Annotated in this window: 24 protein-coding genes and 1 pseudogene; 21 read left to right on the top strand and 4 right to left on the bottom strand. The window is 66.7% G+C overall.

The window, feature by feature from the left end:
- Nucleotides 1-11 precede the first annotated feature (11 nt).
- Nucleotides 12-1,457, top strand: a complete 1,446-nt coding sequence (locus B0B01_RS02640; protein ID WP_076647040.1) for an NAD(P)(+) transhydrogenase (Re/Si-specific) subunit beta — start codon at nt 12-14, stop codon at nt 1,455-1,457.
- Here B0B01_RS02640 and B0B01_RS02635 read toward each other — a convergent pair.
- Nucleotides 1,454-2,764 (bottom strand): 3-deoxy-D-manno-octulosonic acid transferase, encoded by a 1,311-nt coding sequence (locus tag B0B01_RS02635; protein WP_076647038.1) that lies wholly within the window; start codon nt 2,762-2,764, stop codon nt 1,454-1,456. The genes B0B01_RS02640 and B0B01_RS02635 overlap by 4 nt on opposite strands.
- Nucleotides 2,764-3,789: a GTP 3',8-cyclase MoaA gene (moaA, locus tag B0B01_RS02630; RefSeq protein ID WP_076647036.1), complete on the bottom strand. Its 1,026-nt coding sequence runs from the start codon at nt 3,787-3,789 to the stop codon at nt 2,764-2,766. Before moaA ends, B0B01_RS02635 begins: the two co-directional genes overlap by 1 nt.
- A 78-nt stretch (nt 3,790-3,867) precedes the next feature.
- Here moaA and B0B01_RS02625 point away from each other — a divergent pair, with 78 nt between their 5' ends.
- Nucleotides 3,868-4,308 carry a hypothetical protein gene (locus B0B01_RS02625; RefSeq protein ID WP_076647034.1) on the top strand — a complete coding sequence of 147 codons (441 nt, stop codon included), beginning with the start codon at nt 3,868-3,870 and terminating at the stop codon, nt 4,306-4,308.
- A 33-nt stretch (nt 4,309-4,341) separates the two neighbouring features.
- On the opposite strand, the gene glmS is transcribed toward B0B01_RS02625, so the two are convergent.
- Both glmS and glmU read right to left on the bottom strand, forming a co-directional pair.
- Nucleotides 4,342-6,165 (bottom strand): glutamine--fructose-6-phosphate transaminase (isomerizing), encoded by a 1,824-nt coding sequence (gene glmS / locus B0B01_RS02620; RefSeq protein WP_076647032.1) that lies wholly within the window; start codon nt 6,163-6,165, stop codon nt 4,342-4,344.
- A complete protein-coding gene (gene glmU / locus B0B01_RS02615; RefSeq protein WP_076647030.1) occupies nt 6,165-7,517 on the bottom strand; it encodes a bifunctional UDP-N-acetylglucosamine diphosphorylase/glucosamine-1-phosphate N-acetyltransferase GlmU in 1,353 nt (450 codons plus the stop codon). The genes glmS and glmU overlap by 1 nt, the downstream gene beginning before the upstream one ends.
- 127 nt (nt 7,518-7,644) lie before the next feature.
- On the opposite strand from glmU, the gene B0B01_RS02610 reads away from it, so the two are divergent.
- From B0B01_RS02610 to nuoK, 19 genes and pseudogenes are all read left to right on the top strand, one after another.
- Nucleotides 7,645-8,346: an HAD-IA family hydrolase gene (locus B0B01_RS02610; protein WP_076650008.1), complete on the top strand. Its 702-nt coding sequence runs from the start codon at nt 7,645-7,647 to the stop codon at nt 8,344-8,346.
- Nucleotides 8,343-9,560 (top strand): DegT/DnrJ/EryC1/StrS family aminotransferase, encoded by a 1,218-nt coding sequence (locus B0B01_RS02605; RefSeq protein ID WP_076647028.1) that lies wholly within the window; start codon nt 8,343-8,345, stop codon nt 9,558-9,560. The genes B0B01_RS02610 and B0B01_RS02605 overlap by 4 nt, the downstream gene beginning before the upstream one ends.
- Nucleotides 9,561-9,927: 367 nt before the next feature.
- Complete coding sequence (locus B0B01_RS02600) at nt 9,928-10,293, top strand: NADH-quinone oxidoreductase subunit A (RefSeq protein WP_076647027.1); 366 nt, start codon at nt 9,928-9,930, stop codon at nt 10,291-10,293.
- Nucleotides 10,284-10,817 (top strand): NuoB/complex I 20 kDa subunit family protein, encoded by a 534-nt coding sequence (locus tag B0B01_RS02595; protein ID WP_200805400.1) that lies wholly within the window; start codon nt 10,284-10,286, stop codon nt 10,815-10,817. The genes B0B01_RS02600 and B0B01_RS02595 overlap by 10 nt, the downstream gene beginning before the upstream one ends.
- Entirely contained in the window at nt 10,814-11,446 is a 633-nt protein-coding gene (locus tag B0B01_RS02590; RefSeq protein ID WP_076647023.1) for an NADH-quinone oxidoreductase subunit C, read from the top strand. Before B0B01_RS02595 ends, B0B01_RS02590 begins: the two co-directional genes overlap by 4 nt.
- The gene (locus B0B01_RS02585) at nt 11,443-11,874 is read left to right on the top strand and encodes a thioesterase family protein (RefSeq protein ID WP_076647021.1); all 432 of its coding nucleotides are present in this window, start codon (nt 11,443-11,445) and stop codon (nt 11,872-11,874) included. Before B0B01_RS02590 ends, B0B01_RS02585 begins: the two co-directional genes overlap by 4 nt.
- 4 nt (nt 11,875-11,878) lie before the next feature.
- Nucleotides 11,879-13,114, top strand: a complete 1,236-nt coding sequence (locus B0B01_RS02580; RefSeq protein ID WP_076647019.1) for an NADH-quinone oxidoreductase subunit D — start codon at nt 11,879-11,881, stop codon at nt 13,112-13,114.
- A gap of 115 nt (nt 13,115-13,229) precedes the next feature.
- Complete coding sequence (nuoE, locus tag B0B01_RS02575) at nt 13,230-14,000, top strand: NADH-quinone oxidoreductase subunit NuoE (RefSeq protein ID WP_076647017.1); 771 nt, start codon at nt 13,230-13,232, stop codon at nt 13,998-14,000.
- A gap of 52 nt (nt 14,001-14,052) precedes the next feature.
- On the top strand, nt 14,053-14,295 hold the full coding sequence (locus B0B01_RS02570) for a DUF5337 domain-containing protein (RefSeq protein WP_076650007.1): 243 nt from the start codon (nt 14,053-14,055) through the stop codon (nt 14,293-14,295).
- Nucleotides 14,282-15,580, top strand: a complete 1,299-nt coding sequence (gene nuoF / locus B0B01_RS02565) for an NADH-quinone oxidoreductase subunit NuoF (RefSeq protein WP_076647015.1) — start codon at nt 14,282-14,284, stop codon at nt 15,578-15,580. Before B0B01_RS02570 ends, nuoF begins: the two co-directional genes overlap by 14 nt.
- 38 nt (nt 15,581-15,618) lie before the next feature.
- Nucleotides 15,619-15,948, top strand: coding sequence for a hypothetical protein (locus B0B01_RS02560; protein WP_076647013.1), 330 nt, complete (start codon nt 15,619-15,621; stop codon nt 15,946-15,948).
- A 38-nt stretch (nt 15,949-15,986) separates the two neighbouring features.
- A complete protein-coding gene (locus B0B01_RS02555; protein WP_076650006.1) occupies nt 15,987-16,394 on the top strand; it encodes a DUF5333 domain-containing protein in 408 nt (135 codons plus the stop codon).
- 3 nt (nt 16,395-16,397) lie between these two features.
- The gene (nuoG, locus tag B0B01_RS02550) at nt 16,398-18,464 is read left to right on the top strand and encodes an NADH-quinone oxidoreductase subunit NuoG (RefSeq protein ID WP_076647011.1); all 2,067 of its coding nucleotides are present in this window, start codon (nt 16,398-16,400) and stop codon (nt 18,462-18,464) included.
- A complete protein-coding gene (locus B0B01_RS02545) occupies nt 18,461-18,868 on the top strand; it encodes a hypothetical protein (protein WP_076647009.1) in 408 nt (135 codons plus the stop codon). The genes nuoG and B0B01_RS02545 overlap by 4 nt, the downstream gene beginning before the upstream one ends.
- Before the next feature lie 6 nt (nt 18,869-18,874).
- Nucleotides 18,875-19,915 carry an NADH-quinone oxidoreductase subunit NuoH gene (nuoH, locus tag B0B01_RS02540; RefSeq protein WP_076647007.1) on the top strand — a complete coding sequence of 347 codons (1,041 nt, stop codon included), beginning with the start codon at nt 18,875-18,877 and terminating at the stop codon, nt 19,913-19,915.
- Nucleotides 19,916-19,917: 2 nt separating this feature from the next.
- A complete protein-coding gene (gene nuoI / locus B0B01_RS02535; protein WP_076647005.1) occupies nt 19,918-20,415 on the top strand; it encodes an NADH-quinone oxidoreductase subunit NuoI in 498 nt (165 codons plus the stop codon).
- Nucleotides 20,412-20,825 (top strand): carboxymuconolactone decarboxylase family protein, encoded by a 414-nt coding sequence (locus B0B01_RS02530; RefSeq protein ID WP_076647003.1) that lies wholly within the window; start codon nt 20,412-20,414, stop codon nt 20,823-20,825. Before nuoI ends, B0B01_RS02530 begins: the two co-directional genes overlap by 4 nt.
- Nucleotides 20,822-21,421: pseudogene (locus B0B01_RS02525) on the top strand (NADH-quinone oxidoreductase subunit J); the annotation flags it as partial. The gene B0B01_RS02530 and the pseudogene B0B01_RS02525, both read left to right, overlap by 4 nt.
- 142 nt (nt 21,422-21,563) lie before the next feature.
- The gene (gene nuoK, locus B0B01_RS02520; RefSeq protein ID WP_076646999.1) at nt 21,564-21,869 is read left to right on the top strand and encodes an NADH-quinone oxidoreductase subunit NuoK; all 306 of its coding nucleotides are present in this window, start codon (nt 21,564-21,566) and stop codon (nt 21,867-21,869) included.
- The last annotated feature ends 1 nt before the right edge of the window (nt 21,870 follow it).

Below are 21,870 nucleotides of genomic sequence, written 5' to 3'. Positions count from 1 at the left end.
AGGGCCGCACCATGAGCCTCGGACTGGCTTCCGCCGCCTATATCGCCGCCACCGTGCTGTTCATCCTGTCGCTGGGCGGACTTTCGAACCAGGAAAGCGCCAAGCGCGCGGTCTGGTATGGCATCATCGGCATGGCCATCGCCGTGCTTGCCACCGTGTTCGGCCCCGGTGTGCGCCACCTGTGGCTGATCCTGATCGCGGCGGCGATCGGCGCGGCCGCCGGCTGGGTGATCGCCAAGCGCGTGCAGATGACCGAAATGCCCCAACTGATCGCCGCCCTGCACAGTTTCGTCGGGCTCGCGGCGGTGTTCATCGGGCTCAATGCCGACATCATGCTGAGTCATGTGACGGCGCTGAAGGCGACCGGGGATTTCTCGGTCGTGGAGGGGCTGACCGGCTTCGAGACGCGGCTCTGGCTCAAGGATGCCGCGGAAATCGCGGTGCTGAAGGTCGAGGTGTTCCTCGGCATCTTCATCGGCGCGGTCACCTTCACCGGGTCCATCGTGGCCTTCGGCAAGCTGGCCGGGCGCATCGCGAGCAAGCCCCGCCAACTGCCCGGCGGGCATATGCTGAACCTTGGTCTGGCGATCCTCGCGCTGATCCTCGGCCTGCTGTATTTCTGGGGTGCCGGCATCTGGACCATGGTGCTGGTGACGCTGATCGCGGGGTTCATCGGCTGGCACCTGATCATGGGCATCGGCGGTGCCGACATGCCGGTGGTGATCTCGATGCTGAACAGCTATTCGGGCTGGGCGGCGGCGGCGACCGGGTTCACGCTCGGGAACGATCTGCTGATCGTCACCGGGGCGCTGGTCGGCTCGTCCGGGGCGATCCTGTCCTACATCATGTGCAAGGCGATGAACCGCAAGTTCGTCAACGTGATCCTCGGCGGCTTTGGCGGCACCTCGGCCGCCGCGGCCGAGGTCGAGGGCGAGATGGTCGCGATCGAGGCCGGCGCGGTGGCCGAGACGCTGAACGAGGCGAACAGCATCATCATCGTTCCCGGTTACGGCATGGCCGTCGCCCAGGCCCAGAACGCGGTGAGCGAGCTTGTCACCAAGCTGCGCGCCGCCGGCAAGGAGGTCCGCTTTGCCATCCACCCGGTCGCCGGGCGGCTCCCGGGGCACATGAACGTGCTGCTGGCCGAGGCGCGGGTGCCCTATGACATCGTGCTCGAAATGGACGAGATCAACGCCGACTTTCCCGAAACCGATGTGGCCATCGTGATCGGCAGCAACGATACGGTGAACCCGGCCGCGGCCGAGGATCCGGACAGCCCGATTGCCGGCATGCCGGTGGTCGAGGTCTGGAAGGCCGGACAGGTCTTTGTCTGCAAGCGCGGGCAGGGCACCGGCTATTCCGGGATCGAGAACCCGCTGTTCTACCGCGACAACACGCGCATGTTCTACGGCGACGCCAAGGACAGCATCAACAAGCTCCTGCCGCTCATCGACTAGGGCGCGGGGCGCGCATCGAGGCCGAGCGCGGCGCAGAGCCGTTCGGCCACCGTGTCGAGTTCCTCTGCCCGCGCGGCGGCAAAACGGGTGGCGGCCCCGCGCGCGGCGGAAAGATCCTGCGGCCGGTCCAGCCAGGTGCCGATCACCTGCGCAAGCTCGTCGCCGTCGCGCACCATGCGTGCGGCGCCGCAATCGGCAAGCGCGCCGTAGGTCTCGGCGAAATTCGCCACATGCGGGCCGCTCGCGATCGCGGCCCCGGCCTGTGCGGGCTCGAACGGGTTGTGCCCGCCGATCGGCAGCAGCGAGCCGCCCAGGAACACGCGCGGGCAAAGCGCATAGAAGGTGCCCGTTTCGCCAAGCGTATCGGCAAGGTAAACCTGCGCTTCCCCCGGCAGCTCGCCCCGGCTGCGGCGGGTGCAGGTGAGCCCGGCGGCCCGGATCTGTGCCTCGACCGTATCGCCGCGCTCGGGGTGGCGGGGCATGAGCAGCAGGCACAGATCCGGGTGGCTGCGCAGAAGTTCCTGCGCGGCGGCCAGCACGATCCTTTCCTCGCCCTCGTGGGTCGAGCTTGCCAGCCAGTGGGGCCGGGAACCAAGCGCGGCGCGAAGCGTGTCGAGCGCCCCGTGATCGACCGGCAGCGGGGCCGAGAGCGCCTTGAGGTTGCTGCCCTCGCGCAGCCGTTCGGGCGGCGCCTGCATGGCCGCAAGCCGCGTGGCGCTGTCGCGGTTCTGGGTCAGGATCAGTGCGAAATGGCCAAGCACGAACCGCGCCGTCTCAGGGTGGCGCTGCCAGCGCGCGGCGGAGCGGGGCGACAGCCGCGCATTCAGCAGCGCAAGCGGAATGCCCCGCGCGCCTGCCGCCGCGAGCATCACCGGCCAGAGTTCGCTTTCGACGAAGATGCCCGCATCCGGGCGCCAGTGATCGAGAAACCGCGCCACGATCCGGGGCGCGTCGAGCGGGGCGAACTGGTGCCGGCAGCGCGGCGGCAGGCGCTCATTGATCAGCCGCGCCGAGGTCGCGGTGCCCGAAGTGACAAGGAACTCCGCATCGGGAAGGCGCGCGCCCATGCGGGCGATCAGCGTCAGCACCGAAAGGCTTTCCCCGACGCTGGCCGCATGGAACCAGATCAGGCGTCCCGAGGAACGGGGCAGGGTGGCATGGCCCAGCCGCTCGCGCTGCCGCGTGGCTGTGACGCCGTGCCGGCGCAGCTTGCGCGAGGCGATGGCGAAGGCAAGCGGGGCAAGGGCGGTGCTTGCGGCACGATAGAACCGGAACAGCGCGGTCGGCGCCCCGGGCCGCTGTGCCATCAGCCGCCCGTATGGCTCATGTGGCGCGACATCTGCCCGTCGAGGCGCTGGCGCGAATAGTCGAAATCATGCCCCTTGGGCTTGCGCGCGATCGCCGCGCGGATCGCGGCCCTGAGCGGCGCGTCGCTGTCCGGGTGGTTGCGCAGCGGGCCGCGCAGGTCGGCGCGATCTTCCTGCCCGAGACACATGAACAGTTCGCCCACGCAGGTCAGGCGCACGCGGTTGCAGCTTTCGCAGAAATTGTGGGTGAGCGGCGTGATGAAACCGATCTTCTGGCCGGTTTCCTCGAGCCGCACGTAATGCGCCGGGCCGCCGGTGCGCTCGGCAAGGTCGGTGACCGTATAGGCGGCCTCGTATTTGCGGCGCAGATCGTCGAGCGCCCAATACTGGCCAAGCCGGTCCTCGTTGCCGATGTCTCCCATGGGCATGACCTCGATCCAGGTCAGGTCCATGTCGCGGCTCGCGCACCATTCGGTTAGACGGGGAAGGTCGTCCTCGTTCACACCCCGCAGCGCGACCGTGTTGATCTTGACCCGCAGCCCCGCCTTCTGTGCCGCGTCGATACCGCGCAGCACCTGGGACAGGCGCCCCCATCGGGTGATCTCGGCGAATTTCGCCTCGTCGAGCGTGTCGAGCGAGATATTGACGCGGCGCACCCCGGCGGCGGCAAGATCGCCCGCGAAGCGTTCAAGCTGTGATCCGTTGGTCGTCAGCGTGAGTTCGCGCAGCGCGCCGCTGTCCAGATGGCGCGACATGGCATCGAAAAAGGACATGATCCCCCGCCGCACCAGCGGTTCGCCCCCGGTGATGCGCAGCTTTTCGACCCCGAGCGCGATGAAGGCGCTGCACATGCGATCGAGTTCCTCGAGCGTCAGAAGTTCCTTCTTGGGCAGGAAGGTCATGTGCTCGGACATGCAATAGACGCAGCGGAAATCGCAGCGATCGGTGACCGAAACGCGCAGATAGGTGATCGGGCGCGCAAAAGGATCGGTCAGCGGGGCCGGACTGGAAAAAGGAGCGTTCATGCTGCATGTGGTAATACTCGCCCTGCGCATCTACAAGAGGGCCGTCGCAAAACATTGTGAAACAGTGAGACATATCCGATGAAACTCGCACATTTCGCCTTTCCGATCCTGCTCATGGGCTGCGCGGCGTGGAACGGCGCCGAGTCCCCGGATGCGGCCGGGGCCGCTGATGCGGATGCGACCGGGACCGGGACCGGGGCCGGGGCCGTTTCGGAACGCGGCGCGGACGCGAACGATACGGAGACGGCGGGCGCGGTGCTTGCCAGCGGCCAGACGCAGCGCACCATCGCCAGCCTTGGCGATCCGGCGCGCGGCGGGCTGTGGCTGGAAACGCCGCTGGTGAAAAGCGAAATGCCCGGCAGGCTCAGCGCCGTCAGGACCGGCGGGAGCGCCGAGGTCACGCTGATCCCGATTCCGGGCGCCGCAAGCGCCGGGAGCCGGATATCGCTCGAGGCGATGCAGAAGCTCGGCGTGTCGCCCGGCGATCTCGTGGAGCTCGACGTGACCGCCGGCGGCTGACCGCTCTGATCGCTCCGGCCGATCCCGCCGCGACTATTCCACGGTCACGGATTTCGCGAGGTTGCGCGGCTGGTCCACGTCGGTGCCCTTGGCGACGGCGGTGTGATAGGCCAGCAACTGTGCCGGAATTGCGTAGAGGATCGGGGCGAGCGCCGGATGGATGGCCGGCATGGCGATGGTGGACCAGACGTCCCCGCCGGCCGCGGCCACGCCCGCCTCGTCCGTGATCAGCAGCACCCGCGCCTTGCGCGCGATCACCTCCTGCATGTTCGACATGGTCTTGTCGAACAGCCCGTCGCTCGGCGCCAGAACCACGATCGGAAGGTCCGTATCAACGAGCGCGATCGGCCCGTGCTTGAGTTCTCCCGACGCATAGCCTTCGGCATGTATATAGCTGATTTCCTTAAGTTTCAGCGCCCCTTCAAGCGCGAGCGGATACATCAGGCCGCGCCCGAGGAACAGCACGTCGCTTGCCTCGCTCAGGTGCCGGGCCACCCTGCGGATCGCCTCGCTCTGTTCGAGCGCCGAGTTCACCGCCCCCGGCAGGCTGCGCAGCGCCGCCACGTGTTCGGCGATCTGCGCCGCGCTCATGGTGCCACGGTCGGCCGCGGCCTTGAGCGCGAGGATCAGGAGCACCACCAACTGGCAGGTGAAGGCCTTGGTCGAGGCGACGCCGATCTCGGCCCCGGCATGGATCGGCAGGGCGATGTCGCTTTCCCGCGCCATGGTGCTTTCGGCTGCGTTGATGACCGAAAGGATGTGGTCGGCCTTGCCCCGGCAATACCGCAGCGCGGCGAGCGTATCGGCCGTCTCGCCCGACTGGCTCACGAACAGGGCGAGCGAGCCTTCGGGAAGCGGCGGCTCGCGATAGCGGAATTCCGAGGCCACGTCGATCTCGACCGGCAGCCGCGCCAGTTGTTCGAACCAGTATTTCGCCGTCAGGCACGCATAATAAGCCGTGCCGCAGCCGACCATGGTCAGCCGGCTGACCTTGCTGAAATCGAGATCGGCCTCCTTGAGGTCGATCATGTCACCCCCGCTTGGCAGGTAGCAGCGGATGGTTTCGGCGATGACCACCGGCTGTTCCGCGATCTCCTTGGCCATGAAGTGCTTGTAGCCGCCCTTGTGCGCCTTGGTCGCGGAGGCTTCGATGGTCTTTTCCGGGCGGTCCACCGGCATGCCCTGCGCGTCGAAAATCCGTGCGCCCTCGCGGGTCAGCACGGCGCGGTCGCCTTCATCAAGGTAGGTGACGCGGCTGGTCATGCGCGCCAGCGCGATCGCGTCGCTGCCGATATAGATTTCGCCCTCGCCATGGCCGATCGCCAGCGGCGAGCCGCGGCGCGCGACCACCATGAGGTCGTCGTGACCCTCGAACAGGAAGGCAAGCGCAAAGGCCCCGTCCAGCCGGTCGAGCGTGCGGAAGGCCGCCTGCACCGGCTCGTCACCCTGCCGCAGGTGCGATGCGGTCAATTGCGCCACCACCTCGGTATCGGTCTCGGTCTCGAACGCGGCACCCTCTGCCACAAGTTCGGCCCGCAACTCGCGATAGTTCTCGATGATGCCGTTATGCACCACGGCGACCGGTCCGGTCTGGTGCGGGTGGGCATTGGCGACCGAGGGCGCGCCATGGGTGGCCCAGCGGGTATGGCCGATACCCGATTTCCCCCGCAGCGGCTCGTGCACCAGCAGGTCGCTCAGATTCGCAAGCTTGCCGACCGCGCGCCGCCGGTCGAGGGCACCGTCGTTCAGCGTGGCGATGCCGGCGCTGTCATAGCCGCGGTATTCCAGCCGCTTCAGCGCCTCGACCAGGATGGGCGCGGCCTCGTGCCTGCCCAGGATTCCGACGATACCGCACATTATTTTGTTCCTGCCTCTTTGGTGTTCTTGAGTTTCGCGAGTTCGCGCAGCCGCTCTGCCCAATGCGGCTTGTTCTGCTGCTGCGCGCGCCCGATGGCGAGCGCGCCCGCCTCCACATCGCGGGTGATGACCGATCCGCTCGCGGTCAGGGCGCCGGCGCCGACCGTTACCGGCGCAACCAGCATGGTGCTTGAACCGATGAAGGCATCCGCGCCGATCTCGGTGTGATGTTTCGCAACGCCGTCGTAATTGCAGGTGACGGTGCCGGCGCCGATATTCGCGCCCGCGCCCACATGGGCGTCGCCGATATAGGTCAGGTGATTGATCTTGGCCCCGGCATCGACCGTGGCGTTCTTGATCTCGACGAAATTGCCGACGCGCACGTCCTCGGCCAGTTCCACCCCCGGCCGCAGCCGCGCATAGGGGCCGACCACCGCGCCCCGGCTCACATGGCAGCCCTCGAGATGCGAGAACGCCCGGATCGTCGCGCCGGATTCAACCGTGACGCCCGGGCCGAAGACGACATTCGGCTCGATCACGCTGTCGCGCCCGATCACCGTGTCGAAGGCGAAATAGACCGTCTCGGGCGCCATCAGGGTGACGGCGTTCTCCAGCGCCTCGGCACGGGCGCGGGTCTGGAACACGCGGTCGGCTGTGGCGAGTTCGGCGCGGGAATTGACGCCGAGCGTCTCGTCCTCGGGGCAGGTGACGACCGCGCTGCGCAGCCCTCTCTGCCGCGCCAGGGCAACGATGTCGGTAAGATAGTATTCGCCCGCTGCGTTGTCGTTGCCGACCGCCTCGACCAGATCGAACAGAACCCCCGCATCGGCGGCTATAAGTCCACTGTTGCAAAGGCTTATGTCGCGCTCCTGATCTGTCGCATCCTTGTATTCGACGATCCGCTCCAGCGCATCGCCGTCCATCACGAGCCGCCCGTAGCGGCCCGGATCCGCCGCCTCGAACCCCAGCACCACGATGTCGGCGCTGCCGCGCGCGGCGCGCATCCGCGCCAGTGTTTCGGCGCTGATGAAGGGGGTGTCGCCGTAAAGGACGATGGCATCGCCGGTGAAACCGGCAAGCGGCGCGCGCGCCTGCATGACCGCATGGGCGGTGCCGTTCTGCCGGTCCTGGATCACCACTTCGGCCGCCGGGTCGATATCCTGCGCCACTGTGCGCACGCGCTCCGCCCCGTGACCGGCCACCACCACGATCCGTTCGGGCGCGAGCGCGCGTCCGGCCGCCATCGCATGGGCGAGCATTGGCGCCTGGGCGATTGGGTGCAGCACCTTGGGCAGGTCCGAATTCATCCGCGTGCCCCGACCGGCGGCGAGAATGATGAGGGCAAGCGACATGTGTTTTCCTTTGTCTTTCGGGCAGGCCCGTTCTATCCGCTGGGGAAGACGGCGCAAGCCGCAGCAGGGTCACACTAGGTTGCGCCCTGAAACAATGGCAGAAATGCGCGCAGGAGGGGATTTGGGCGTGCACACGGTGATCTTCGATCTGGACGGCACGCTTGCCGATACCTCGGGCGACCTTCTGGCCGCGGCCAATGCCTGCTTCCGCGAGATGGGGCTTGGCGATGTGCTGGATCATTCCCGCGACGCCGGCATCGCCCTGCGCGGCGGGCGTCCGATGCTGGCCGAGGGGCTGCGCCGGCACCGGCGTTTCGACGCGGATCTGGTCGAACGCTATTACCCGCGGCTGCTGGAATGCTATCGCGATGCGATCGACGTGCACACGGTGCTTTATCCGGGCGTCGAAACCGCCATCGGCGCGCTGAAAGCCGCGGGCCACCGGGTCGGCATCTGCACCAACAAGCCCGAGGCGCTGGCCGAGCTCCTGCTCGGACGGCTCGGCATCCGGGGCGTGTTCGATTCGCTGGTCGGGGCCGATACGCTCGCGGTGCGCAAACCCGACCCCGAACCCCTGCGCGAGGCCGTGCGCCGCGCCGGGGGCGATCCCGCGCTTTGCCTTCTGGTCGGCGACAGCGACACCGACCACGCCACCGCCCGCGCGGCCGGGGTGCCCTCGGTGCTGGTGACCTTCGGACCGGCCGGAAACAGCGTGGCGGCGCTGAAGCCCGAGGCGCTGCTGGGATCATTCGCGGAACTGCCGGGCCTCGTCACCCGCCTGACCGGCGAGAGCGGAACGCGCCCCCCGGCGATGTCGCGGGTGCCATGACCCGCAAGGGCGATACCGCCGGGGCTTTTTCCCGCAGCTTTACCGAGCCCGCGCCGATCCCCGAAGAAGGTATCGCGGCGGCGGTGGCGCTCATGCGCAGCGGGCGGCTGCACCGTTACGGCGACGCCGGCGACGACGAGCCGGGCGAGGTGGCGCTGTTCGAGCGGGAATTCGCGGCCTTTGTCGGGGCGCGCTATTGCGTCGCGCTGGCCTCGGGGGGCTATGCGCTTTCCACGGCGCTGCGGGCACTGGGGGTCGGGCCGGGTGATTCCGTGCTATGCAACGCCTTCACGCTTGCGCCGGTGGCGGGGGCGATCGCTTCGGTCGGTGCGGTGCCGGTCTATGTCGGGACGAGCGCGGATCTGACCATCGACCTTGACGATCTTGCGGCAAAGGCCGGGCAGGCGCGGGTTCTGCTGCTGAGCCACATGCGTGGCCATATCTGCGACATGGATCGCCTGACCGAGATCTGCGCGCGGGCGCGCGTCGCGGTGATCGAGGATTGCGCCCATACCATGGGGGCCACCTGGAACGGGCGCCCCTCGGGGCGGCACGGCGTCATCGGCTGCTATTCGACCCAGAGCTACAAGCATCTCGACTCGGGCGAGGGCGGATTGCTGGTGAGCGACGACGCCGACATCGCCGCGCGCGCGATACTTCTGTCCGGTTCCTATATGCACTTTGGCCGCCACCTTGCGGCACCGCCGGCCGAAGCCTTTGCCGCGCTGCGCTACGAGGTTCCGAATGTCTCGGGGCGCATGGACAACCTGCGCGCCGCGATCCTGCGCCCGCAGTTGCGAAAGCTGCCCGAGCGCGTTGAAGCCTGGCGCAGCCGTTACCGCGTGCTGGAAGAGGGGCTTCGCGACGCAGCGGGGCTGGTGCCGGTCGTGCAGCATCCGCAGGCCGGATTCACCGGATCCTCGATCCAGTTCCTTGCCTTGGATCAGCCCCCCGAAGCGATCGCGGCGCTGGTTGCGGGCTGTGCCGCGCGGGGGGTCGTGCTCAACTGGTTCGGCGCACCCGAGCCCGAGGGCTATACCTCGCGCTATGACAGCTGGCGCTTTGCCCCGGTGCCCGATCTGCCCGAAAGCGACCGGATCATCCGGGCCACCCTCGACATGCGCATTCCGCTGGCCTTCAGCCTCGCGGATTGCGCGCAGGTCGCGCGCATCATCCGCGAGGAAGCGGCACGCGCCTTCGGCGGGGCGGGGTAGGCGCTGCCAGCCGTGGGAGCGCCGATCCAGGGCGGGCCGGCGCCGGCCGGGCGTGAGCGGATCGAGTTGGCCGGGCGCCCAACGAAAATGCCTCTCTCTCGGGGATGAAGCGAGGAATACGACGCGACTCGCGGCGGGCTGTCCCGGCCCCGGGGCATCGCGGGGTCGTGGTTGCCGCGACGGCAGGCGAGTAACGCAGTGAAACCCTCGGGTTAGAGGGCTGCGGACTGCGGCATTTGCGACGCGGTTTCGCCCTCGGCCACCGTTGACCCTCGTGCCGCGCAGGGATAGACAGCGGGAAAGGCCATGAGGCCCGTGGAAGCCAGTTGCCGGCACGTCTGCGCGCAGACAAGCGAGGAGCCGATTCATGGAAGAGATGCTGCGGGAATACCTCCCTATTCTTATGTTCTTCGCCGTGGCCATCGCGCTGGGGCTGATCCTGATCCTTGCGGCGGTGGTGCTGGCGGTGCGCAACCCCGACCCGGAGAAGGTCAGCGCCTATGAATGCGGCTTCAACGCCTTCGACGATGCGCGGATGAAATTCGACGTGCGCTATTATCTCGTGGCGATCCTCTTCATCATCTTCGATCTCGAGATCGCCTTTCTGTTTCCCTGGGCGGTGGCCTTCAAGGATCTCAGCCTCGTCGGCTTCTGGTCGATGATCGTCTTTCTCGTGGTGCTGACCGTCGGCTTTGCCTATGAATGGAAGAAGGGGGCTCTCGAATGGGAGTGATGACCGGAGCCAATACCGCCGGGGCCGATCGCGAAGCGACCATGGGCGCGGTGAACAAGACCCTTCAGGACAAGGGTTTCCTCGTCACGTCGCTCGAGGACGTGGTCAACTGGGGCCGCACCGGCAGCCTGCACTGGATGACCTTCGGCCTGGCCTGCTGCGCGATCGAGATGATGCAGCTTTCGATGCCGCGCTACGATCTGGAACGCTTCGGCACCGCGCCGCGCGCCAGCCCGCGCCAGTCCGACCTGATGATCGTCGCGGGAACGCTGACCAACAAGATGGCGCCGGCGCTGCGCAAGGTCTATGACCAGATGCCGGAGCCGCGCTATGTCATCTCCATGGGCTCCTGCGCCAACGGCGGGGGGTATTACCACTACAGCTATTCGGTGGTGCGCGGCTGCGACCGCATCGTGCCGGTTGACGTCTACGTGCCCGGCTGTCCGCCCACGGCCGAGGCGCTGCTTTACGGGATCCTGCAACTGCAGCGCCGCATCCGGCGCACGGGGACGATCAGACGATGAGCGATGACGCAGTGACCAATGACGCATTGAATCATCTCGGCGCCCATGTCGAGCAGGCCCGCCCCGATGCGGTGCTCGGCTACAAGGTGGCGCGCGGCGAGCTCACGCTCGAGGTGGCGCATGTGCATCTCCCGGCGCTCGTGGATTTCCTCAAGCGCGATTCCTCCTGCCGTTTCTCGACGCTGATCGACATCACCGCGATCGACCACCCCGAGCGCGCCCGCCGCTTCGACGTGGTCTATCATTTCCTGTCGATGTACCAGAATCAGCGCATCCGGCTCCGCGCCGCGATCCGCGAGGAGGACGTGGTGCCCTCGATCACCGGGCTGCACCCCTCCGCCGACTGGTTCGAGCGCGAGGTCTTCGACATGTTCGGCATCCTGTTCTCGGGCCACCCCGACCTGCGCCGCCTGCTGACCGATTACGGCTTCCGCGGCCATCCGCTGCGCAAGGATTTCCCGACCACCGGCTATACCGAGGTGCGCTATGACGAGACCGTGAAACGGGTCGTCTACGAGCCGGTCAGCCTTGTGCAGGAATACCGTCAGTTCGATTTCATGAGCCCTTGGGAAGGGGCGGAATATATCCTGCCGGGTGACGAGAAGCATCAGAAGGAGGGCGGCGCATGACGCCCGGCCTGACCATCGGTGCGACGGCAAGCCATGCGATGACGGTGCGGGAAAGCCATCTTGTGCCGGCGCTGTTTCCCGAAACGCGGCCCTTTGCGGACATGCCGCCCGTCTTCGCCACGGCGCAGATGGTGGCCCTGGTCGAATGGGCCTGCGTCGAGCAGCTGCGCCCGTTCTACGAGAGCGGCGAGCAATCGGTCGGCGTGCACGTGGATGTCGACCACCGCGCGCCCACGCTGCCGGGTCAGACCGTGACCGTGGAGAGCGAGGTCGAGGACATCGACGGACGATTCATATGGTTCCGCGTCAACGCCCGCGACGGGGCGAACGAGATCTGCCGGGGGCGCCACCGCCGCGCGCTGATCAGGCGGGCGGAGTTCGACGCCCGGCTGGCCAGGCAGGGCGCATCGCTCGGGTTGGAGGATTAGGCCCATGGACGGAGACATCCGCGAGAAAAGCTTCGAGGGCGGCGGTCAGGACGTGCTGTCCGGCGAGCAGAAGATCCGCAACTTCAACATCAACTTCGGGCCCCAGCACCCGGCGGCCCACGGCGTGCTGCGCATGGTGCTGGAGCTTGACGGCGAGGTGGTGAAGCGGGTCGATTCCCATATCGGCCTGCTGCATCGCGGCACCGAGAAGCTGATGGAAAGCCGCACCTACCTCCAGAACCTGCCTTATCTCGACCGGCTCGACTATGTGGCGCCGATGAACCAGGAACATGCCTGGTGCCTGGCCATCGAACGCCTGATCGGGGTCGAGATTCCGCGCCGCGCCAGCCTGATCCGGGTGCTTTATTCGGAAATCGGCCGCGTTCTCAACCACCTGCTCAACGTCACCACCCAGGCCATGGACGTGGGCGCGCTCACCCCGCCGCTCTGGGGGTTCGAGGAACGCGAAAAGCTCATGATCTTCTACGAGCGCGCCTGCGGTGCCCGCCTACATGCGGCCTATTTCCGCCCCGGCGGCGTGCATCGCGACCTGCCGCCCGACCTGCTCGACGACATCGACGCCTGGGCCGAGCAGTTCCCCTCGGTGATCCAGGACCTGCACGTGCTGCTGACCGAGAACCGCGTGTTCAAGCAGCGCAACGTCGATATCGCCATCGTCACCGAACAGGATGCGCTCGAGTGGGGCTATTCCGGCGTGATGGTGCGCGGTTCGGGGCTCCCCTGGGATCTGCGCCGCTCGCAGCCCTATGAATGCTACGACGAATTCGATTTCCGGATTCCGGTCGGACGCAACGGCGACTGCTACGACCGCTACCTCGTGCGGATGGACGAGATGCTGGAATCGACCAAAATCATCCGCCAGGCGGTCGAAAAGCTGCGTGCCGAGCCGGGCCCGGTGCTCGCGCGCGGCAAGCTCGCCCCGCCCGCGCGCGCCGACATGAAGACCTCGATGGAGGCGCTGATCCACCATTTCAAGCTCTATACCGAGGGCTTCCACGTCCCGGAGGGCGAAATCTATGCCGCGGTCGAGGCCCCCAAGGGCGAATTCGGCGTCTACCTGGTCGCCGACGGCACGAACCGGCCCTACCGCGCCAAGCTGCGCGCCCCCGGCTTCGCGCATCTCCAGTCGATGGACTGGCTGATGAACGGCCATATGCTGGCCGATGTCTCGGCCGCGCTCGGCTCGCTCGACATCGTCTTCGGGGAGGTCGACCGTTGAGCGCCACACCCGCATTTCTTCTGGCCGGAAATATCCCCGCCGGAGGCTCCGCCGCCCGCAACCGGCGCTGCCCGCGCTTCCCCGGGCGCCCCCACCTGCAAGGAGGAACGTCCTGATGCTTCGCCGCGTTCATCCCGACCAGCCCGAAAGCTTCACCTTCACCCCGGCCAATCTCGAATGGGCCCGGGCGCAGATCTCCAAGTTCCCCGAGGGGCGGCAGGCCAGCGCCATCATTCCGCTGCTCTGGCGGGCCCAGGAACAGGAAGGCTGGCTTACCCTGCCGGCGATCGAACATGTGGCCGACATGCTCGGTGTCGCGCATATCCGCGCGCTCGAGGTCGCGAGCTTCTACTTCCAGTATCAGCTTCAGCCGGTGGGCGAGGTGACCATCATCCAGATTTGCGGCACCACCACCTGCATGATCTGCGGTGCCGAGGATCTGATCGGGGTCTGCCGCGAAAAGATCGCCCCGGTCCCGCATACGCTGAGCGCGGACGGCAAGTTCTCCTGGGAAGAGGTCGAATGCCAGGGCGCCTGCGCCAATGCGCCCATGGCCATGATCGGCAAGGATTACTACGAGGATCTGACCGCCGAGCGTCTGGCCGGGATCATCGACGAACTCGCCGCCGGGAAGGTACCTGCGCCGGGGCCGCAGAACGGGCGGTTCTCGTCCGAGGCGGCGGGCGGGCCGACCACGCTTACCGAAATCGCGGGCAAGGGAACCGGGGGCAAACGCGAAGACCACAATGCCTCGGTCGCGCTCGCGCTCGCGCTCGGCGACACGGTGAAGCGCATTGACGGGACCGAAACACCGCTGCGCGCGCCTTGGCTCGGCCGCGGCAAGGGATCACAGGGCGCGGCCGGAGACGGGGCGCCGAAAGACTGACGCATCCGCCCCCGACCGCCGCTCGCGCATGGGGGCGCGCAACGAGGACGACATGACGGGCGAGAGCGACATCGGAATTTCGCGCAGGGGGCGGGTCATCGCCGTGGTGATCGCGCTGAGCGGGCTTGCGGCCATCCTGGCCCCGATCCTGGTGCAGCTTCTGGCCCTGCCGGTCCGATATGAAATGCTGTTCTACTTCGGCGCCATCGGCGGGTTCGTCTGGGCCCTGATCAACAGTTACCAACTCTGGCGCCTGCGCCGGAAGCACGGGGAAAGCTCACATGCTGAAAGATGAGGACCGGATCTTCACCAACCTCTACGGGATGGGCGATCGTTCCCTGCAGGGCGCCCGCGCGCGCGGGCACTGGGACGGCACGGCCGGGCTGATCCAGAACGGGCGCGACTGGATCATCCAGCAGGTCAAGGATTCGGGGCTGCGCGGCCGGGGCGGGGCGGGGTTCCCGACCGGGCTCAAGTGGTCCTTCATGCCCAAGGAAAGCGACGGCCGGCCCTCTTACCTCGTGATCAACGCCGACGAATCCGAACCCGCGACCTGCAAGGACCGCGAGATCATGCGCCACGATCCGCATACGCTGATCGAGGGGGCGCTGATCGCCGGTTTCGCCATGGGCGCGCATGCCTCCTACATCTACATCCGCGGCGAATTCATCCGCGAACGCGAGGCGCTGCAGGCGGCGATCGACGAAGCCTATGAAGACGGGCTGCTGGGGGACAACGCGGCCGGGTCGGGCTGGGATTTCGACCTTTTCCTCACCCATGGGGCCGGCGCCTATATCTGCGGCGAGGAAACCGGCCTGCTCGAAAGCCTCGAGGGCAAGAAAGGCATGCCGCGCATGAAGCCCCCGTTCCCCGCGGGCGCCGGGCTCTATGGCTGTCCGACCACGGTGAACAACGTCGAATCGATCGCCGTGGTGCCGACCATCCTGCGCCGCGGGGCGGAATGGTTCGCGGGCTTCGGGCGGCAGAACAACTCGGGCACCAAGCTTTTCGCGCTCACCGGCCATGTGAACACGCCCTGCGTCTTCGAGGAGGAAATGAGCCTCTCGGTGCGCGAGATGATCGAAAAGCACGGCGGCGGAGTGCGCGGCGGCTGGGACAATCTCAAGGCGATCATCCCCGGCGGCGCCTCCTGTCCGATCCTGCCCAAAAGCGAACTCGAGGACGCGATCATGGATTTCGACTGGATGCGCGAGCACAAGTCGTCCTTCGGCACCGGCTGCATGATCGTCATGGATCAGGACACCGACGTGATCAAGGCGGTCTGGCGGCTGTCGAAATTCTTCCGCCACGAAAGCTGCGGCCAGTGCACACCCTGCCGCGAGGGCACCGGCTGGATGATGCGGATCATGGACCGCCTGGTGCGGGGCGAGGCCGAGATCGAGGAAATCGACATGCTGTTCGACATCTCGAAAAAGGTCGAGGGGCACACGATCTGCGCGCTTGGCGATGCGGCGGCCTGGCCGGTGCAGGGGCTGATCCGCCATTTCCGCGACGAGATCGAGGACCGCATCCGCCGCCACAAGACCGGGCGCGGCATCACCGTCATGGCCGCGCAGTAAAAAGGCCGGCGAGCGAACACGAAGGAAAGGCAGACAGCATGGAAAAAGCGATCCCTGTTCTTGCACTGGCGCTGGCCGGGCTGCTTGCTGCCTGCAGCGGCGGCGCCGAACGCTATCCCTTCAACGGGGCCTATTTCGACGCCAAGGCCGGGCCGGTCGACAAGAAGCAGACGCGCGCGGTCTTCTTCGTGAACGTGGCGCAGGCGTCGCAATCGCTCGACGGGGCGCGCCGGGCCGGCGAATACGAGGCGACGCGCTACTGCATCGAGAATTACGGCACCTCGGACATTCTCTGGTCGGCGGGGCCGGAGACGGCCGGCATTTCCGAGGCCGACATGCTCACACTGCAGGGGACATGCGACCCATGATGCGCAACCGGTACAGAAACGGGCATGGCAGGGGCGGCATGGTGAATCGCGTTGTGCTGGCCGGGCTTATGGCGCTGATGCTGCCCTTCGGCGCCGCCACGGCCAAACCGCCGCTGCGCGAAGTGCCCGAGATCGTGGATACGCTTTTCATCGTCGCGGTGGCGAACGAGGTCGCCAAGATCTGCCCGACCATCACGCCGCGCCGTCTCAAGGGGCTCAGCATCCTGCTGAACCTGCGCGCCCATGCCAACAAGCTTGGCTACAGCGACGACGAGATCCGCGCCCAGATCGAATCCAAGGAAGAAAAGGCCTGGATGCGCGCGAAGGGCGAGGCCTATCTCAAGTCCCGCGGCGTGGTGATCGGCGAGCCGGAGACCTACTGCGTGTTCGGGCGCGAAGAAATCAGGAACTCCAGCGCCATCGGTGCGCTGCTGAAGGCGAGATAGACCATGGCTGACCTGCGCAAGCTCATCATCGACGGCCTCGAATTCGAGGTGGACGGGGCCATGACCCTGATCCAGGCCTGCGACGACGCGGGGATCGAGATTCCCCGATTCTGCTATCACGAGCGTCTTTCGATCGCGGGCAACTGCCGCATGTGCCTGGTCGAGGTGGTGGGCGGCCCGCCCAAGCCGGCGGCCTCCTGCGCGATGCAGGTGCGCGACCTGCGCCCCGGCCCCGAGGGCCAGCCGCCCGAAATCCTGACCAACAGCCCCATGGTGCGCAAGGCGCGCGAGGGGGCGATGGAATTCCTGCTGATCAACCATCCGCTCGATTGCCCGATCTGCGATCAGGGGGGCGAATGCGACCTGCAGGACCAGTCCATCGCCTATGGCATGGACGCCTCGCGTTTCCGCGAACCCAAGCGCGCGGTGCCGCCGCTCGATCTCGGGCCGCTCATCGCCACCTACATGACGCGCTGCATCCATTGCACCCGCTGCGTGCGCTTCATGACCGAGGTCGCCGGCACCCGGGAAATGGGCACCGTCAGCCGGGGCGAGGACATGCGCATCGTCACCTACGGCAACGAGACCGGAGAGCCCGGGGATGACGAGGTGACGGCGGCGCTGCGCTCGAGCCTCGGCTCGAACATGCAGGGCAATATCGTCGATCTCTGCCCCGTGGGCGCGCTCACCAACAAGCCCTATGCCTTCACCGCGCGGCCGTGGGAGCTGACCAAGACCGAAAGCATCGACGTGATGGATGCGCTCGGCAGCAACATCCGCGTCGACACCAGGGGGCGCGAGGTCATGCGCATCCTGCCGCGCAACCATGACGGCGTGAACGAGGAATGGATCTCGGACAAGACCCGCTATGTCTGGGACGGGCTGCGCCGTCAGCGCCTCGACATGCCCTATGTCCGCGAGGGCGGGCGGCTGCGCAAGGCCGACTGGCCCGAGGCGCTCGCGGTGGCCGCGGCTGCGCTCAAGGGGGCGGCGAAACCGGCCGGCATCATCGGCGATCTGGCCCCGGTCGAGGCGGCGTTCGCGCTCAAGCAACTGATCGAGGGGCGGGGCGGCGCGGTCGAGTGCCGCACCGACGGCGCGAAGCTGCCGGCCGGCAACCGCTCGGCCTATGTGGGTACGGCGCGGGTCGAGGATCTGGATACCGCCCGGGCGATCCTGCTGATCGGCACCGATCCGCGGGTCGAGGCGCCGGTGCTGAACGCACGGATCCGCAAGGCCTGGCTGCGGGGCGCGACCATCAGCCTGATCGGCGAGGCGGTGGACCTGACCTATGATTACACCCACCTCGGCACCGATCGCGCGGCGCTGGAAAACCAGATGGGCCAGGGGCTTCCGGGCGCGAATGAAGGTTCCGCCGGAATTGTCGTCATCGGCCAGGGCGCGCTTATCGGTGACGACGGCGAGGCGGTGCTTGGCCATGCGATGAAGCTGGCCGCGGATGCGGGCGCGCGCCTGCTCGTCCTGCACACGGCCGCCGGCCGGGTCGGCGCGATGGATGTCGGCGCGACCTGCGAGGGGGGCATGGAGGCGATCGCCGGGGCGGACGTGATCTATAACCTTGGCGCCGACGAGATCGACATCGCGCCGGGCGCCTTCGTCATCTATCAGGGCAGCCATGGCGACCGCGGCGCGCACCGTGCCGACGTGATCCTGCCGGCGGCCTGCTATACCGAGGAAAGCGCGCTTTTCGTCAATACCGAGGGGCGCCCGCAACTGGCCCTGCGCGCCGCTTTCCCGCCGGGGCAGGCCAAGGAAAACTGGGCCATCCTGCGCGCCCTTTCGGGCGAGCTTGGCGCCGCTCTGCCGTTCGATTCGCTTGCGGCGCTGCGCGCTGCGCTGGTCGCGGCGGTTCCGCATCTCGGTGACATCGACGAGGTGGCGGAGAACGACTGGCAGCCGCTCGCGGCCGGGGAACTCGGGCGCGGAGATTTCATCAATCCGCTGCGCGACTTCTGGCTGAGCAACCCGATCGCGCGCGCCTCCGAACTCATGGCGCTGATGTCGGCCCGCGAAGCGGCCCGCGCGGCCGAGGGGCTGGCCGCCGAGTGACCCGGATCGTGCTCATATCGCCCCTGATGCTCGCGGCCTGCGCGGCGTCCGAGAGTGCCGTGCGCCCCTATGCGCCGGTCTATCTCGGGGCCGAGGCGGCCCTGCTTGGCGACGGCGACGAGGGGGCGGGCGAGGCCGGGCTGGTGCAGGTCAGCGCGGCCATGCGAGGTGCGCGCACCACCGGCGACGTGGAGGATTACGCGGCCTGCGCGATGGCGCAGCTTGCGGTCGATGAAGGATACGGCTTTGCGCGGCATTTGCGGACCAGGCTGCAGGAACGGGGTGGCGTATCGAGCGCGGATACTGTTTACACCCTCTCGTCGGACAAGCCTCGCGGGCTGGTCATGATCGACACGAAAGACGCTGTCGAGACCTGCGCGGAACACGACATACCCACGGTGTGAGGACCAATGGCTGATTTCTTTACCAACAATGCGTTCGGAATCGCACTGCTGATCATCGGTCAGATCCTTCTGCTGGTTGTGCCGCTTCTGGTGGCGCTGGCGTTCCTGATGTATGCCGACCGCAAGGTCTGGGCCGCGGTGCAGATCCGGCGGGGCCCGAACGTGGTCGGTGCTTTCGGCCTGTTGCAGAGCTTTGCCGACTTCCTGAAATACATCGTCAAGGAAGTGGTCTTTCCGGCCGGGGCGAACAAGGTCGTCTTTCTGCTGGCGCCGATGATCACCATGGTCATGGCGCTGGTCGCCTGGGCGGTGATCCCCTTCAACGACGGCTGGGTTCTGGCCGACATCAACGTGGCGATCCTTTACGTTTTCGCGATCTCGGGGCTCGAGGTTTACGGCGTGATCATGGGCGGCTGGGCCAGCAACTCGAAATATCCGATGCTCGGCTCCATGCGTTCGGCGGCGCAGATGATCTCCTACGAGATCAGCATCGGTCTGATCATCATCGGCATCATCATCTCGACCGGGAGCCTGAACTTCGGCGACATCGTGCGCGCGCAGGAGGGCGGCTGGGGCGTCTTCAACTGGTTCTGGCTGCCGCATTTCCCGATGCTGTTCCTGTTCTTCGTCTCGGCGCTGGCGGAAACCAACCGCCCGCCCTTCGATCTGCCCGAGGCCGAATCCGAACTGGTGGCCGGCTATCAGGTGGAATATTCGAGCACGCCCTTCCTGCTTTTCATGATCGGTGAACTGGTCGCCGTGGTGCTGATGTGCGCCCTGGTGTCGATCCTGTTCTTCGGCGGCTGGCTGTCGCCGGTGCCGTTCCTGCCCGACGGGATCGGCTGGCTCGTGCTCAAGATGCTGGTCGCCTTCTTCATGTTCGCGATGATCAAGGCGATCACGCCGCGCTATCGCTACGACCAGTTGATGCGCATCGGCTGGAAGGTGTTCCTGCCGATGTCGCTCGGCTGGGTGCTGTTCGTGGCCTTCGCGACCAGGTTCGAATGGTTCTGGGGCTTCTTCGCCCGCTGGACCGTGGGAGGATGAGCATGTCACAACAGATAGATTACCGCCGCGCCGCGTGGTATTTCCTCCTCGGCGATTACATCCTCGGGATGAAGGTGGGGCTGAAATACTTCTTCAAGCCCAAGCCGACGCTGAACTATCCCCACGAAAAGGGCGAACTGAGCCCCCGGTTCCGCGGTGAACACGCGTTGCGCCGCTATCCGAACGGAGAGGAGCGCTGCATCGCCTGCAAGCTTTGCGAGGCGATCTGCCCGGCACAGGCAATCACCATCGACGCCGAACCGCGCGAGGACGGCTCGCGCCGCACCACGCGTTACGACATCGACATGACGAAATGCATCTATTGCGGCTTCTGTCAGGAGGCCTGCCCGGTCGATGCCATCGTCGAGGGGCCGAATTTCGAGTTCTCCACCGAGACGCGCGAAGAACTTTACTACGACAAGGCCAAGCTGCTCGACAACGGCGACCGCTGGGAGGCCGAGATCGCGCGCAATATCGAACTGGACGCGCCCTACCGATGACCGACGAGAGCCCCCAGAACCCTTTCGACGCCATGATGAAACAGGCGCAGGAGATGGCGCGGACCCTCAATCCGGCGCTCGAGGCGTTTTCCTTCAAGGAACTGGAAGCCTTCTGGCCCACCATGACCCGGGACGCCATGGAGATGATGTTCGGGCGGACCGTCAACAAGGACGGGCTCGACGCGCGTACGCGGCTGCTGCTGATCCTCGCCGGGTTGACGATACACGGGGCGCAGGCCGATACCGCGCTGCGGCAGACGGTGCGCCATGCGCTCGAGGCGGGGGCGAAGAAACAGGAGATCGTCGAGACGATCGGCCAGGTGTCGGTCTTTGCCGGCGTTCCCGCCACCGCACGGGCGCTCGCGCTGGCGCGCGAAGCCATGGGCGAGCCAAAGGATGACGAGTCATGACCGTATTTGCCTTTTATCTTTTCGCCCTCTGCGCGATCGCCGGCGGGCTGTTCACGGTGCTGAGCCGCCACCCGGTGCATTCGGTCCTGTGGCTGATCCTGGCCTTCCTGTCCTCGGCCGGGCTTTTCGTCATGCTGGGGGCCGAGTTCCTCGCCATGCTGCTGGTGATCGTCTATGTGGGCGCGGTGCTCGTGCTGTTCATCTTCGTGGTGATGATGCTCGACATCGACTTCGCGGCGCTGAAGGCCGAGATGGCGCGATACATGCCGCTTGCGCTGCTGATGGCGCTGATCCTGCTGATGCAGTTCGCCATGGCGTTCGGTGTCTGGCAAAGCAACGAGGCCGCCGCGACCCTGCGCCTGCACGAGACGCCGGTGGACGTGCACAATACCGCGGCGCTCGGGCAGATCATCTATGACCGCTATTTCCTGATGTTCCAGCTTGCCGGGCTGATCCTGCTGGTGGCAATGATCGGGGCGATCGTGCTGACGCTGCGCCACCGCACCGACGTCAAGCGCCAGAACGTGCTGCACCAGATGTGGCGTGATCCGGCAACCGCGGTCGAACTGATCGACGTTGCGCCGGGGCAGGGCGTGCAGCCGGGGCAGGGGCTGCAGACGGCGCCCGCGGCCACTCTGCGCGGACCGGAAAGCTGATGCAGGCGGATGCGGGACATGCGCCGGCCACCGCGGGATACGGGCGCCGGAATACGAAAGCCGGAATGCGAAAGGTTGAGCAATGATCGGACTTGAACATTATCTGACCGTGGCGGCGATCCTGTTCGTGATCGGCATCTTCGGTCTGTTCCTGAACCGCAAGAACGTCATCATCCTGCTCATGAGCATCGAGCTGATCCTGCTTTCGGTGAACATCAATCTCGTCGCCTTCTCGAGCTTTCTCGGCGATCTCGCGGGGCAGGTCTTTGCCATGTTCGTGCTGACCGTGGCCGCGGCCGAGGCGGCCATCGGGCTTGCCATCCTGGTCTGCTTCTACCGCAACCGCGGCTCCATCGCGGTCGAAGACGTGAACATGATGAAGGGGTGAT

The organism is Pontibaca methylaminivorans (genome assembly GCF_900156525.1).
GTDB lineage: Bacteria > Pseudomonadota > Alphaproteobacteria > Rhodobacterales > Rhodobacteraceae > Pontibaca > Pontibaca methylaminivorans.
This window is presented reverse-complemented; position numbering and strand designations above follow the sequence as displayed.

Bases quoted from the DNA above. Each gene is read 5' to 3' on its own strand.
- B0B01_RS02640 (WP_076647040.1), top strand. From the start codon at position 12: ATGAGCCTCGGACTGGCTTCCGCCGCCTATATCGCCGCCACCGTGCTG.
- B0B01_RS02635 (WP_076647038.1), bottom strand. From the start codon at position 2,764: ATGGCACAGCGGCCCGGGGCGCCGACCGCGCTGTTCCGGTTCTATCGT.
- moaA (WP_076647036.1), bottom strand. From the start codon at position 3,789: ATGAACGCTCCTTTTTCCAGTCCGGCCCCGCTGACCGATCCTTTTGCG.
- B0B01_RS02625 (WP_076647034.1), top strand. From the start codon at position 3,868: ATGAAACTCGCACATTTCGCCTTTCCGATCCTGCTCATGGGCTGCGCG.
- glmS (WP_076647032.1), bottom strand. From the start codon at position 6,165: ATGTGCGGTATCGTCGGAATCCTGGGCAGGCACGAGGCCGCGCCCATC.
- glmU (WP_076647030.1), bottom strand. From the start codon at position 7,517: ATGTCGCTTGCCCTCATCATTCTCGCCGCCGGTCGGGGCACGCGGATG.
- B0B01_RS02605 (WP_076647028.1), top strand. From the start codon at position 8,343: ATGACCCGCAAGGGCGATACCGCCGGGGCTTTTTCCCGCAGCTTTACC.
- B0B01_RS02600 (WP_076647027.1), top strand. From the start codon at position 9,928: ATGGAAGAGATGCTGCGGGAATACCTCCCTATTCTTATGTTCTTCGCC.
- B0B01_RS02595 (WP_200805400.1), top strand. From the start codon at position 10,284: ATGGGAGTGATGACCGGAGCCAATACCGCCGGGGCCGATCGCGAAGCG.
- B0B01_RS02590 (WP_076647023.1), top strand. From the start codon at position 10,814: ATGAGCGATGACGCAGTGACCAATGACGCATTGAATCATCTCGGCGCC.
- B0B01_RS02585 (WP_076647021.1), top strand. From the start codon at position 11,443: ATGACGCCCGGCCTGACCATCGGTGCGACGGCAAGCCATGCGATGACG.
- B0B01_RS02580 (WP_076647019.1), top strand. From the start codon at position 11,879: ATGGACGGAGACATCCGCGAGAAAAGCTTCGAGGGCGGCGGTCAGGAC.
- nuoE (WP_076647017.1), top strand. From the start codon at position 13,230: ATGCTTCGCCGCGTTCATCCCGACCAGCCCGAAAGCTTCACCTTCACC.
- B0B01_RS02570 (WP_076650007.1), top strand. From the start codon at position 14,053: ATGACGGGCGAGAGCGACATCGGAATTTCGCGCAGGGGGCGGGTCATC.
- nuoF (WP_076647015.1), top strand. From the start codon at position 14,282: ATGCTGAAAGATGAGGACCGGATCTTCACCAACCTCTACGGGATGGGC.
- B0B01_RS02560 (WP_076647013.1), top strand. From the start codon at position 15,619: ATGGAAAAAGCGATCCCTGTTCTTGCACTGGCGCTGGCCGGGCTGCTT.
- B0B01_RS02555 (WP_076650006.1), top strand. From the start codon at position 15,987: ATGGTGAATCGCGTTGTGCTGGCCGGGCTTATGGCGCTGATGCTGCCC.
- nuoG (WP_076647011.1), top strand. From the start codon at position 16,398: ATGGCTGACCTGCGCAAGCTCATCATCGACGGCCTCGAATTCGAGGTG.
- nuoH (WP_076647007.1), top strand. From the start codon at position 18,875: ATGGCTGATTTCTTTACCAACAATGCGTTCGGAATCGCACTGCTGATC.
- nuoI (WP_076647005.1), top strand. From the start codon at position 19,918: ATGTCACAACAGATAGATTACCGCCGCGCCGCGTGGTATTTCCTCCTC.
- B0B01_RS02530 (WP_076647003.1), top strand. From the start codon at position 20,412: ATGACCGACGAGAGCCCCCAGAACCCTTTCGACGCCATGATGAAACAG.
- nuoK (WP_076646999.1), top strand. From the start codon at position 21,564: ATGATCGGACTTGAACATTATCTGACCGTGGCGGCGATCCTGTTCGTG.